The sequence below is a fragment of the Massilia solisilvae genome, assembly GCF_024753215.1.
Lineage (GTDB): Bacteria > Pseudomonadota > Gammaproteobacteria > Burkholderiales > Burkholderiaceae_D > Telluria > Telluria solisilvae.
The window spans coordinates 1,764,726-1,777,269 of the sequence record NZ_JANUGV010000001.1 but is presented as its reverse complement, the minus strand read 5'-3'; the positions used below and the strand labels follow the sequence as shown (position 1 = coordinate 1,777,269).

The window sequence follows — 12,544 nt, the reverse complement described above, 5'->3', positions numbered from 1 at the left end:
TCGCGCCACGCCTCCAATGCCTGAGTTGGATGCCAGTTTAGCAGATGGCCGGCGGGCGCGAACCGGTTGCGCCCGGCACTAGCGATAGACCAGCACCGGGATGTCGCTGTGCACCAGCACCTTCTGCGTCTCGCTGCCCAGCAGCACGCCCTTGAGGCCGCGCCGGCCGTGCGAGGCCATGATGATCAGGTCGCACTTGCGTTCCTTGGCTGTCTGCAGGATCGCTTCGTACGGATCGTCCGAGACCACCTGCACCACGGTGCACGGCACGCCGGCCGTACGCGCGGCATCGGTGACAAAGGACAGGTACTTGTCGGCCTGCTTGCCGGTGGCGGCCTCGAACTCGGGTTCGGTGTCCTCGAGCATCTCGGTCTTGTACGTGAACGTGTGGAACTCTGGCCGCACGGTCAGGCCGACCACCTGCGCCCCGATCTCCTTGGCGAAGCTGATCCCAGCCAGCACGGCGCGCTCGGACAGGTCGGAACCGTCCGTGGGTAACAGGATTTGCTTGAACATGATGGCTCCTCGATTATCCATGCCGCACAGGCGGCCCGCCGCCACCGCGCGGCGACGGGCGGGCGGCGGCATCGACGAACAGTCTCGCGCCACCCGCCGAGGGGGGCTTGATTGCGCTCAAAGTCGCGCCCTCGCTCGGCCGCAGAGAGGGAGCGGCGGGCGGACGCGCGCTGTAGCTGAACGCGTAGGCGGGTCTCCCGCCCACGCGTTCACGACGACCAGGCCGTCAGCGTGGACGCTGGCGATGGAACACCAGCGGGCTGTACGGTATCGCGGACGGGGGAGGGGAATTGAGGATGCCAGGCTTCATCGCGCCGACCACGTGCATTTCGCAAGGCTTGCAATCGAAGCGCAGCGTGTAGCGTTCGCCGCCGTTCACCAGCGTCATCGGCTCGGCGCGCACCTGTCCCTGCACGCCCTGCACACCCTTAGCCTGCTTGGGACACAGGTTGAACGCGAAGCGCAGGCAGTGCTTGGTGATCATCAGCGACACCTCGCCCGGCTCCTCGTGCGCCTCATAGGCGGCGTCGATCAGCTGCACCCCGTGCTTGTGGTAGAACGCGCGCGCCTTCTCGTTGTACACGTTGGCCAGGTAGCTCAGCTGGGTCTCCGGGTACACCGCGCGCGGCTCGGCCGGCGCCTTGCGCTGCGGGCGCTCCCAGGCGGCCAGCCGCGCCGCCTCGTGGGCCGCGATCGCGTCGCGGCGCAGCGCGTTGATCACGCCCGCCGGCACAAACCATGGCTGCGACAGCGCCAGCTCGACCTGCCGAGCCTCGAACATCGTGTTGCCCAGCTTGCCCAGGCTCGCGCGCAGCGCGGACTCGGCCTGGACGGCCTCGCGCGCCGGCTGCAGCTCGATGGCGGCATGCGTCACCGTCTCGATGCCGTCCTCGTCAACGAGCGCAAGGGACAGGCCGCCCGCGTGCTCGGACAAGACCAGGTCCAGCGCCACGCGCCGCTCGGACGACTTCTTCTGCAGCGCGCCTTCCCACTGGTGGTCGCGGTTGCGGTGCACCTCGGTCCCGCCCTTCAGGCCCGCGAGCGTCGCCATCGGCTCGTTCGGGTACACGCGCCAGCGCTGGCCTTCCTCGCTGTCGCCGAGCAGCTCCACGCTGTTGGCCTGGATGCCGACGGTGGCGCGCTTGTGCATGTAGTTCAGGCCATCGCCATTGGCCATCGGCGCGTTGGTGACGAGCTCGAAATGATCGGCGCCGGTGCGGCTCACCGTCCCCAGCAGCACGCCTACGTACTTGGGCGAATCGAAAGCGCCGATATCGTCCTGGCGGCCGTTGGCGAAGTAGTCGGTATGCCCGCGGTGGAAGTTCTTGTCCACATCCGGTGTGAACAGCACACGCGTGCGGCCACTCGATGCGCGCGCAAATTCGGGACGGCGCTCCAGGATCTCGTCCAGCAGCAGCCGGTAGTGGGCCGTGATGTTCTTCACATAGCCCATGTCCTTGTAGCGCCCCTCGATCTTGAACGAGCGGATGCCCGCATCGACCAGGGCTTCCAGGTTGCGGCTCTGGTCATTGTCCTTCATCGACAGCAGATGCTTTTCGTAAGCCACCACGCGGCCCTGAGCGTCGGTGAGGGTGTAGGGCAGGCGGCAGGCTTGGGAGCAGTCGCCGCGGTTGGCGCTGCGCCCGGTGTCGGCGTGCGAAATGTAGCACTGGCCCGAGAACGCCACGCACAGCGCGCCGTGGATGAAGTATTCGAGCGGCGTGTCCACCGCCTCGCGCACCTTGCGGATCTGTTCCAGCGACAGTTCGCGCGCCAGCACCAGCTGCGAAAAGCCGACCTGGCCCAAAAAGCGCGCCTTGTCCACGGTACGGATGTCGCACTGGGTGCTGGCGTGCAGCTGGATCGGCGGCAGGTCCATCTCCAGCAGGCCCATGTCCTGCACGATCAGCGCGTCCACGCCAGCCTCGTACAGCTGCCAGATCTGCTTGCGCGCCGCTTCGAGCTCGGCGTCGTGCAGGATCGTGTTCAGGGTGACGAAGATGCGGGCGCGGTAGCGGTGCGCGAACTCGACCAGGCTGGCGATATCCTCCAGCGTATTGCTTGCATTGTGGCGCGCGCCGAACGCCGGCCCGCCGATGTACACCGCGTCGGCGCCGTGCAGGATCGCCTCGCGGCCGATCTCAGCGGTTTTGGCGGGCGACAGGAGTTCTAGCTGGTGGTCGAGCAGTGACATGGCGGGTTCCTCGGGAGAAGCGCGGAATTATAGCGAAATCAACCACTTAATGTCAGTGGCAGCTGCGCAACCGCCATGTGGTGGACGGCTCAGATGGCGCCGAGCGCCTTGAGCTCGTCATAGCCCGCCCGCACCGTCGGCAGCGTGATGGAGCCGCCGGTGAGCAGACCGATGCGCAGCGCCTCGATCACTTCCTTGCCCGAGGCGCCGGCGTTCTTTGCGTTGCGCACATGAAAGCGCAAGCAGGTCTCGCAGCGCTCCACCACCGAGATCGAGACGCCGGACAGTTCCTTGTACTTTTTCGGGATCGCGCCTTCGCCCCAAGTGGTGGCGTACATGTCGCGAAACTGCGCGGTGAACGCCGCATCGTTGGCGCCCATCAGGTCTTCCGTTGGCGCGGGGACCTTGTCGGCAGCGTGCGCGGCGGCGCCAACGCAAAGCGCGGCGAGCAATACCAGGGTGTTGCGGATGCTGGGCATATCGTCTCCTCGTGTTGTAAGAGGCTGGCATCCTAGCAACGCATTTTCAACATGGCAACATACATACCGCACGGCGCTTCTCGTGTCCCGGGCCGTTGGTGTCCTTGATGCCGCCCCGCGCTGCGGGACGGCTGGCCGCTGGCTTAGCCTTGCAGCAGTTGCGCGATCGCGTCACCGACTTGCACGGTGTTGGCGTTGCCGCCCAGGTCCGCGGTGCGCGGTCCGTCCTTGAGCGATTGCTCGATCGCCGCGAGGATGGCGTCATGCGCTTCGCGGTAACGCTGGCCGTCCACGCCCGGCGTATCGGCGAGGAAGGACAGCATCATCGCGCCCGACCAGATCTGCGCGATCGGGTTGGCGATGCCCTTGCCAGCAATGTCCGGCGCCGAGCCATGGACCGGCTCGAACAGCGATGGGAAGTTGCGGTCCGGGTTCAGGTTGCCCGACGGCGCCAGGCCGATGGTGCCGGTGCAGGCCGGGCCCAGGTCGGACAGGATGTCGCCGAACAGGTTCGATGCCACCACCACGTCAAAGCGCGTTGGCTGCAGCACGAAGCGCGCGGTCAAAATGTCGATGTGCTGCTTGTCGGTCGCCACGTCGGGGTAGTCCTTGCCGATGGCATCGGCACGGCCGTCCCACCACGGCATGCTGATCGCGATGCCGTTCGACTTGGTGGCCACCGTCAGGTGCTTGCGCTTGCGCGAATTGGCCAGCTCGAAGGCGTACTTGAGCACGCGGTCGGTACCGGTGCGCGTGAAGACCGACTCCTGGATCACCATCTCGCGCTCGGTACCCGGGAACATGATGCCGCCCAGGTTGGTGTATTCGCCTTCGGTGTTCTCGCGCACCACGTAGAAGTCGATGTCGCCCGGCTTGCGGTTGGCCAGCGGGCAGGGTACTCCGTCGAACAGGCGCACCGGGCGCAGGTTGATGTACTGGTCGAATTCGCGGCGGAACTTGAGCAGCGAACCCCACAGCGAAATGTGGTCCGGCACCGTGGCCGGCCAGCCGACCGCGCCGAAATAGATCGCGTCCATGCCGGACAGCTGCTCCTTCCAGTTGTCCGGCATCATGGTGCCGGTCTTCAGGTAGTAGTCGCAGCTCGCCCATTCGAAATGGGTGAACTCGAGATCCAGGCCAAAGCGGCGCGCGGCCACTTCCAGCACCTTGAGGCCTTCCGGCAGGACTTCCTTGCCGATGCCGTCGCCGGCGATCGCGGCAATCTTGAATTTACGTGTCATGGCTTACCTTTCAAAAACGACCAGCAGATCATACGCCCGATCGCGCGTGTACAATCAGTCCATCCGTGAATCCACCGTCAACGTAACGTGAATAATCTGCCCGATCTTGTGGACCTCCGGGTCTTTGTCGAAACGGCGCGCCGTGCCAACTTTACGCGTGCGGCCGAAGCCCTCGACGCGTCCGCGGCCTACGTCACCAAGCGCATCCAGGTGCTCGAGCAGAACCTCGGGGTCAAGCTGTTCCACCGCAGCACCCGCAAGGTGGTGGTGACGGAAGAGGGGGAGCGCATCTACCAGTGGGCGCAGCAGATCCTCGATGCGGTGGACGGCATGGTGGCGGAGGTGAGCGTCGGCCGTGCCGAGCCACGCGGCGCGCTGCGCATCTGCAGCAGCTTTGGCTTTGGACGCAACATCGTCGCGCCGGCGATCTCGCAGCTGTCGGCGCGTTATCCGCAATTGAAGATCCGCTTCGAGGTGTTCGACCGGCTGGTCGATATCACCAACGAAGGCTTCGACCTGGACGTGCGCGTGGGCGACGAGATCGCGCCGCACCTGATCGCGCGGCGGCTGGCCCCGAACCACCGCGTGCTGTGCGCGGCCCCGGGCTACCTGGCCCGGCGCGGCACGCCGCGCACCCTGGGCGAACTGGCGAGCCACGACTGCCTGATCATCAAGGAGCGCGACCACCCGTTCGGCGTCTGGCGCCTGCGCGACGGCACGCGCGAGGAGGTGATCAAGGTAACCGGTCCGCTGTCGTCGAACAACGGCGAGGTGGTGGTGCAGTGGGCCGTGGGCGGGCGCGGCATCGCCCTGCGGTCGATGTGGGACATTGCGCCGCTGCTGGAATCGGGCAAGCTGGTGCGCGTGCTGCCGGAGTTCACGCAGGAGGCCAACGTGTGGGCGGTGTACCCGTCAAAGCTGGGCAACTCGGCCAAGCTCAGGGTGTGCGTGGACTGGCTGCAGGAGTCGCTGCAGGCGCTGATCGCGCAGCGCCAGAGCTAGCGCCCCGTCGCTGCCGCTTATCGCGCCATGATCGCACCGCGATAAAGCACGTCGGTGATGCGCTCCTGGAAGCGTGCCTCCGACGAGAACTTGCCCGGCTGGAGTTCGGGATTGGCGCCCACGCCGCTGCTCACGTAGATCATGCCGTTCTTCGCCTGCCGGTCGAACACGAACAAGGCGTTCAGCCCCCACGACCAGCCGAGGTGGCCCACACCCGTAAAGCCGCCGCCTTCGACCAGCCGGTCCCCGCTCGCGCGGCCGTTCTTCACTTCGCTCACGTCGATGAAATGCTGGTTGCCCAGGCCCCAGGCGTGGTACAGGCCGTGGAAGTAGTCGCTGTCGCCGTTGCCCTTGTTGCCGGCGCCGCCCAGCGTCCACTGGCGGCTGAACATCAGGTCCACGGTGTCTGGCTTGAGCACTTGCGTGTCCTTGTCGCGGCCGCCGTTCATCAGCATCAGCATGATTTGCGCCAGCTCGTTGGCGGAGATGCGCAGGCTGCCCTGCGGCCCGAAGATCGAGCCGTTGCTGCCCACCACGTAGCGGTCCAGGCCCGCGGGCGCGGCCGGGGCCTCGTTGCCGAAATCGTCGGCCTGCGCGATCCACGGGCCGTTCGGGTCCCAGAGCTCATTGCCATCCTTTTCGCGCTTGCGGTACAGCGTTGCGACATCCTTGACGCTGGCCGGGGCGAAATCGTCCAGGTAGAAGCCGGCCTTGAGCCGCATCGGGTCGAACACCAGGCGCCGCATCAGGCGGTCGAACCGTTCGCCGCCGGCGCGTTCCATGACGGTCGCGATGACGCCCCAGTTGAAGTTCACGTATTCGAAATAGGTGCCGGGCGCCTGCGTGGCCGACCACATGTCGCCCTTGCCGTAGAAGCGCCCGCCGGGCACCAGCACGTCCTTCAGGTTCACGTCGGGCGCCCATTTGAAGCCGCCTTCGTCGCGCAGAGACGAGGTATGCGTGAGCAGCATGCGCAAGGTGATCGGCCGGTCCGGGAAGTGCGGGTTGCGCAGGCGGTAGCCGAGGTAGTCGCTGATGTCCGCGTCGAGCGACAGGCGGCCTTGCTCGACCATCTTCATGGTGCCCAGCGCCGTGACGAATTTGGACACCGACGCGATCCGGTACATGGTGTTGGCATCCGCTGGCTGCGCGGGCGACGTCGCGGTGGCCAGGCGCTTGCTGCCCAGCTGCTGGGCATACACGATTTCGCCGTGACGGATCGCCACGACGGACAGGCTGGCCAGCGGCATCGCCGGATCGCTCACGATGGCCTGCAACTGGCGCGTCAGGCCGGCAGCCTGCGGCTCGGGCAGCGCGGCGGCCGACGCCGTGGTCGAAAGGATGGACAGGGCAAGCATCGTGAGCGCCAATTTCATGAAGTCTCCGGATGAGTTGTGATAATGCCGGGCAGGGCGGGCAGCAGGCGGCGTGCTAGTTGTAGTGCTTGTACACCGTCGTGCGCCCGTCGTTTTGCACGAGCAGGACGTCGAACGGGTCCTTGCGCGGGCCTTCCATGCCAGGAGAGCCGGCCGGCATCGCGGGAACCGCCAGCCCCTTCGCCTTCGGGTGCGTGGCCAGCAGGCGCTTGATCTCCTGCGCCGGCACGTGCCCTTCGATCGCGTATCCGGCCACGATCGCGGTGTGGCAGGAGCCGAGGTTATTCGGGATGCCCATCTTCTCGCGCACGTCCGACGGGTTGGCGACGGTGTGCACCTCGACCTTCAGGCCGCTGTCGCGCAGGTGCTTGGCCCAGGCCTCGCAGCAGCCGCAGTAAGCGCTCTTGTACACATCGATCACCGGCGTTGCGGCATAGGCCAGGACCGGCAGGCCAACCAGGGCTGCGAGCAGGGTCTTGCGAATTGTTCGTGCAAACATTTTCCTTCTCCTAAAGTGTATGTGTGTGGCTACGTCGCCGCGCCCGGCGGTGGCGTAGCAGCAAGGATCACCGCCATGACCAGCGCGGCGATCAATATCACGGTTTCGATCTGCAAGACGAGCCGGAACCGGCACGGCAAGGTCGCCGCCACCGGGCGTCCCGCGCCTTCGGACAGGAGCCAGGGCGGCATGACGACGAATCGGTTCACGCCGCCGAGCACCACGGCAACCGCGACCAGCGCCAGCTTGGCGAGCAGGGCGTTGCCGTAAGGGGTGCCCAGCAAATCATGGAAGCTGCGCAGGTTGTGCCAGGCGCTGGCCAGCCCGGTGATGACGATGCCGACGAGCGCGATCGTGGCGCAGGCGCTCAGCGCGGCTACATACGCGGCCCGTTCGCGCCTGTCTGTCTCCTGCACGTCGCGCCGGTTCGCCAATGCGACCAGGGCCGCGATGACGACCGCGCCCAGCCAGAGGCCGACGAGGACCAGGTGCATCCAGTCCGCCATCACAGCCAGGCTGGCATCCCCATTGCCCGATGCGTGGCTGACCATGCTGCGGCTGTACCAGAAGACCGCCAGTGCGCCGAAAGCGAGGGTGGCGCCGCCGCGGGCGCGCAGCAGGATCGGCAGCACGACAGCGGCCGCGAGCGCACCCGCGCCAATGGACCACGCCAGCCCGTAATGGGTCGACGCGAGCATTGTCGCAACCGCCGGCATGGCGTCCGACAACGGCAGCTCGGCCATTTCGGCCGCTTCCGCGCACAGCACCGCAAAAGACGCCGACAGCGCCAGCAGCGCACCGCCCGCGGCCCAGCGCCGCAGCGACGGCAACTGCGCGAGCGCCCACGGCGACCGCGCATCTGCCAGCCAGAACACGGCCATGTTGGCGCCGGCGGCAACCGCGGCAAACAGGTACAGCAGGACCGTCACCACCTTCAGCAGTATTGCGATGTCAACGCCCATGTCGTTACTTGACCTGGAAGGTGAAGTCTCCCTTGGTCTTGTGGCCGTCATGGGTCATGGTCGTCCACTGCACGCGGTAGGTGCCAGCCGGCAGCGCCGGCAGCGGCGCAATCATCGCGGTCGGATCGGCCTTATCGACCTGGGCGCGCGGCAGCGCGATTTCGGCATTCCTGGCGTCGACGAGCCGGATCTTGCTGAATGCAGGCTCGAGCGCTTCGTTGAAGCCCAGCCGCAGCTGCTTCGGGGCAATGGCAAGGACGCTGCCGGCCAGCGGCTCGGACGATTCGAGCTTCGCGTGGGCGTGCGCGGCCGTGGCAGCAAAGGCGCTGGCGGCAATGCCGGCAGCAATGGACAGTCGTTTCAGGGACATCTTTTCTCCGGACCAAAATCGATAAAACGCAGATCAACCCCGGCAGCGTACAGAACACCACCGGGGCCGCGCAAGCCCGTCAGCGCACCGGTTCCAGTCTGGTGACGGTGAACGCGCCGTTCACCTGTTCGGCGCGAAAGCGGATCTTGTCGCCAACCTTGACCTGGCCGAGCATCGCCGCGTCCCTGGCCTTGAAAACCATGGTCATGCCCGGCATGCCCAGGTTGACGAGCGGCCCGTGCTGGATGGTCAGCGTGCCGGTATCCTTGTCCACTTTTTGCACTTCGCCGGACGACAGCTCGGCCGCGGCTTGTTCAGGCGCGGCCTGATGCTGTGCGTGCATCTGCGCATGCATCTGCGCGTGGTCCTGCATCCGGGCGCCGGCCTGGGCAGAGGCGAGTACGAGGCCGCCGGCGGCGACGGCGACGGTAAAGAGACGAGTCATGTGAAGCTCCTTGCTTGGTACGTTCGTGGTTCACGGCCGCGGCGACGCGACCGTGTTGCGGGAGATGTCGGCACGACGAACAGACGCGGCGGGACCAATTGTCCCGGCTGCGGCATCGTGCCGAGGGAACGGTCAGGCGCGGGGAGGTCGCTCGGGCAGGGCGAGGTCGACAGAGACGAGGCGGTGCGCGGCCATCGGTGTGGACACCAGCCGGGCAGGGTGGACCGGCAGCGCCGGCACGAAAGACGGTGTGATGGCAGCGCCGGTGCAGCAGTTGGCGCAGGCGCCGCATTTGCCGTCGGCATGGTGGTGCGCGTGCACGCCCGCGCCTGCTTTCGCGGCGCCGGCAGCCTCGGTCCCATGCTGGTCCGTGTCGGGTTTGGCCATGTCATGCACTGCGGCCGCCGGAAGCGGCGCGCACAGCAGCGCAGATGCCGCCGCAAAGCCTTGGAATGGCACTGCGAGCAACATCAGCCAAACGAAAAATGCCTTGACGATTACGTTCACAATTTGATTCTAGCATGGCACCGGCACGCCCGTAAAAGCTGGGCAGGGGTTGATGCAAGTCAAGGAACTTGTTTCCTTGGGTCAATAGGATTGCAGACCATAGCCATGCGACCTGCAAAGTTGAGCCGTGCCGCCGCGCCCAATCACAGGGCAATCTGGCTTACAGTATCTGCACAATCACCTCCCTTGGGCGAGCCGATCGATGAACGAGCACGAGCATCACCACCACAACCACGCCGGCGAGCAGACGACAGCAAGCGCGCCCGCCCATGCTGAGCACCACCACCATCACCAGGGTGCCGCGGCCCAGGCGCCGGAGCTGGCGCCGGCCCCGCCCGGCACCATCTACACCTGCCCGATGCACCCGCAGGTGCGCCAGCCGATGCCCGGCAACTGCCCGATCTGCGGCATGACGCTCGAGCCGGAGCTGCCGACACTGGAGGAAGGGCCGAATCCCGAGCTGGTCGACTTTCGCCGCCGGTTCTGGTGGACCTTGCCGCTCACGATCATTGTGGCCGTGCTGGCAATGGCCGGGCACCGCCTGTTCCCCGGCGGCCTGGCCGGGCAAAGCTACATCGAGTTCGCGCTCGGCACCCCGGTGGTGCTGTGGGCCGGCTGGCCGTTCCTGCGGCGCGGCGCCGCCTCGGTCGCGCAGCGCAGCCCGAACATGTGGACACTGATCGGAACCGGCGTGACGGCCGCCTATGGCTACAGCGTAGTGGCCACGTTTGCACCGCACCTGTTCCCGGCATCGTTTGTCATGCACGGCCGCGTGGCGGTGTACTTCGAGGCCGCCGCGGTCATCATTTCGCTCACGCTGCTGGGGCAGATCCTTGAGCTCAAGGCCCGCTCGCAGACCTCGGCCGCGATCAAGTCCCTGCTCGGCCTGGCGCCCAAGACCGCGCGCCGCATTCGCACCGACGGCAGCGAAGAGGACGTGCCGCTGGCCCACGTTCACATCGGCGACACGCTGCGGATCCGGCCCGGCGAAAAGGTGCCGGTCGACGGCGTGGTGCTGGAGGGCGAGAGCGCGCTGGACGAGTCGATGCTGACCGGCGAGCCGGTTCCGGTGACCAAGCGCCCGGGCGACCGCGTCATCGGCGCCACCATCAACGCCAGCGGGAGCCTTATCATGCGCGCCGAGAAGGTGGGCGGCCAGACCATGCTGTCGCAGATTGTACAAATGGTCGCGCAGGCACAGCGCTCCCGCGCGCCGATGCAGCGGCTGGCCGACGTGGTGGCCGGCTATTTCGTCGTGATCGTGGTGGCGCTGGCCGTGCTGACGCTGCTGGTCTGGGGCATCTACGGCCCGCAGCCGAGCTGGGTCTTCGGCTTCGTCAACGCGGTCTCGGTCCTCATCATCGCGTGCCCGTGCGCGCTGGGCCTGGCCACGCCGATGTCGATCATGGCCGCGACCGGGCAGGCGGCCACCCAGGGCGTGCTGTTCCGGGACGCGGCAGCCATCGAAGCGCTGCGCAAGGTCGATACACTCATCGTCGACAAGACCGGCACGCTCACAGAAGGCAAACCGGCATTTTCGGCCGTGGTGGGCGCACCCGGCTGGACCGAGGACCAGGTGCTGGCCCTGGCCGCCAGCATCGACCAGGGCAGCGAGCACCCGTTGGCGCACGCGATCGTGGCAGAGGCGCGGCGCCGCAACCTGCCGCTGTCGAAACCGGGATCGTTCGAGTCGTCCAGCGGCATCGGCGTGCGCGGCAGTGTCGATGGCGCGGCTGTCGTGCTCGGCAATACCGTGCTGATGGACAGCGCCGGCGTGGCCTGGCAGCCGCTGCGCGAACAGGCCGAGCGTCTGCGCCACGAAGGCGCAAGCGTCATGTACCTGGCGCGCGACGGCCAATTGGCCGGGCTGCTGGCGGTGGCCGACCCGATCAAGTTCACCACGCCCGAAGCACTCGCCGCCCTGCGCGAAGCAGGCATGAAGGTCGTGATGGCGACCGGCGATGGCCTGACCACCGCGCGCTCGGTGGGCGAGCGGCTTGGCATTGACGAGGTCTATGGCGAAGTCAAGCCGCAGGACAAGCTCACCCTCGTCGAGCGCTACCAGGCGGAGGGCAGGGTGGTGGCCATGGCGGGCGACGGCATCAATGACGCGCCGGCGCTGGCCAAGGCCAACGTGGGTATCGCCATGGGCACCGGCACCGACGTGGCGATCAACAGCGCGCACGTCACGTTGGTCAAGGGCGACCTGAGGGCGATCGCCAGGGCGCGCGCCATTTCGGTGGCCACCGTGCGCAACATGCACCAGAACCTTGGCTTCGCTTTCGTGTACAACGCGCTGGGCATTCCGGTCGCGGCGGGCCTGCTGTATCCGGTCACCGGCCAGTTGCTGTCGCCAATGCTGGCCGCGCTTGCGATGAGCCTGAGCTCCGTCTCGGTCGTAACCAATGCGCTGCGCTTGCGCGGCACTGCGGCGAGTAAATGAAACAGCAATCTGCTCGACAGCAGGCTGCAACAGTGCTAAGGTGGCGCCGGTAAACGCCATGAGATATACACGACGCATTCGCTTCCTGGCCGCCCTGGTGGCCCTGGTGAGCCTGCTGTTCACGCAGCTGGCCCTGGCGGGCTACGACTGCCCGCAGGTGGCGCGCGCGCTCGAACAACCGGTGGCAATGCAAGTCGCCCATTCCAACTGCTGCACCCCGCACGACCAGCAAAGTCCCAACCTGTGCGAGGCGCATGGCCAGTCCAAGGCGCAGTCGCTCGACCTGCCGGCGCAGCCGCCGGTGGCGCCGTTCGTTCCCACATCCCTCGTCCTTGCCATCTCCGCTGTCGAGACGCCGCTCCCGCTCAACCTCGAGGCGCCAGCTTCGTTCCTGGAGACCGCCAGCAGTTCGCCTCCGATTCCGATCCGGAACTGCTGCCTGCGCAATTAGATCCCGGCTTGCTCGCTAGCCCATGGTCCCGCTGATACCGGGACTGCGGTCGTTCATTG

The 12,544-nt window shown here is 66.8% G+C and carries 13 protein-coding genes; 3 read left to right on the top strand and 10 right to left on the bottom strand.

Annotation, left to right across the window (positions count from 1 at the left end):
- Positions 1–78 precede the first annotated feature (78 nt).
- From NX773_RS07990 to NX773_RS07975, 4 genes are all read right to left on the bottom strand, one after another.
- Positions 79–516 carry a universal stress protein gene (locus tag NX773_RS07990; RefSeq protein ID WP_258855772.1) on the bottom strand — a complete coding sequence of 146 codons (438 nt, stop codon included), beginning with the start codon at positions 514–516 and terminating at the stop codon, positions 79–81.
- A gap of 226 nt (positions 517–742) precedes the next feature.
- On the bottom strand, positions 743–2,710 hold the full coding sequence (locus tag NX773_RS07985; protein ID WP_258855771.1) for a peptidase U32 family protein: 1,968 nt from the start codon (positions 2,708–2,710) through the stop codon (positions 743–745).
- A gap of 89 nt (positions 2,711–2,799) precedes the next feature.
- Positions 2,800–3,189, bottom strand: coding sequence for a carboxymuconolactone decarboxylase family protein (locus NX773_RS07980; protein WP_258855770.1), 390 nt, complete (start codon positions 3,187–3,189; stop codon positions 2,800–2,802).
- A gap of 143 nt (positions 3,190–3,332) precedes the next feature.
- Complete coding sequence (locus NX773_RS07975; RefSeq protein ID WP_258855769.1) at positions 3,333–4,430, bottom strand: tartrate dehydrogenase; 1,098 nt, start codon at positions 4,428–4,430, stop codon at positions 3,333–3,335.
- A 96-nt stretch (positions 4,431–4,526) separates the two neighbouring features.
- On the opposite strand from NX773_RS07975, the gene NX773_RS07970 reads away from it, so the two are divergent.
- Positions 4,527–5,432: a LysR substrate-binding domain-containing protein gene (locus NX773_RS07970; RefSeq protein WP_307728507.1), complete on the top strand. Its 906-nt coding sequence runs from the start codon at positions 4,527–4,529 to the stop codon at positions 5,430–5,432.
- 17 nt (positions 5,433–5,449) lie between these two features.
- Here the strand turns inward: NX773_RS07970 and NX773_RS07965 are convergent, their stop codons facing one another.
- From NX773_RS07965 to NX773_RS07940, 6 genes are all read right to left on the bottom strand, one after another.
- Positions 5,450–6,808 carry a serine hydrolase domain-containing protein gene (locus NX773_RS07965; protein ID WP_258855767.1) on the bottom strand — a complete coding sequence of 453 codons (1,359 nt, stop codon included), beginning with the start codon at positions 6,806–6,808 and terminating at the stop codon, positions 5,450–5,452.
- Positions 6,809–6,863: 55 nt separating this feature from the next.
- The gene (locus tag NX773_RS07960) at positions 6,864–7,307 is read right to left on the bottom strand and encodes a DUF411 domain-containing protein (protein WP_258855766.1); all 444 of its coding nucleotides are present in this window, start codon (positions 7,305–7,307) and stop codon (positions 6,864–6,866) included.
- 29 nt (positions 7,308–7,336) lie between these two features.
- Positions 7,337–8,269, bottom strand: coding sequence for a CopD family protein (locus NX773_RS07955; RefSeq protein WP_258855765.1), 933 nt, complete (start codon positions 8,267–8,269; stop codon positions 7,337–7,339).
- A 4-nt stretch (positions 8,270–8,273) separates the two neighbouring features.
- Positions 8,274–8,639: a copper homeostasis periplasmic binding protein CopC gene (gene copC / locus NX773_RS07950; protein ID WP_258855764.1), complete on the bottom strand. Its 366-nt coding sequence runs from the start codon at positions 8,637–8,639 to the stop codon at positions 8,274–8,276.
- Positions 8,640–8,718: 79 nt separating this feature from the next.
- The gene (locus tag NX773_RS07945) at positions 8,719–9,084 is read right to left on the bottom strand and encodes a copper-binding protein (RefSeq protein WP_370662225.1); all 366 of its coding nucleotides are present in this window, start codon (positions 9,082–9,084) and stop codon (positions 8,719–8,721) included.
- Between the two features lie 132 nt (positions 9,085–9,216).
- Entirely contained in the window at positions 9,217–9,591 is a 375-nt protein-coding gene (locus NX773_RS07940; protein WP_258855763.1) for a hypothetical protein, read from the bottom strand.
- A gap of 202 nt (positions 9,592–9,793) precedes the next feature.
- Between NX773_RS07940 and NX773_RS07935 the strand changes: the two genes are divergently transcribed.
- Both NX773_RS07935 and NX773_RS07930 read left to right on the top strand, forming a co-directional pair.
- On the top strand, positions 9,794–12,034 hold the full coding sequence (locus NX773_RS07935; protein WP_258855762.1) for a copper-transporting P-type ATPase: 2,241 nt from the start codon (positions 9,794–9,796) through the stop codon (positions 12,032–12,034).
- 58 nt (positions 12,035–12,092) lie between these two features.
- A complete protein-coding gene (locus NX773_RS07930; RefSeq protein WP_258855761.1) occupies positions 12,093–12,485 on the top strand; it encodes a hypothetical protein in 393 nt (130 codons plus the stop codon).
- Positions 12,486–12,544: the final 59 nt, after the last annotated feature.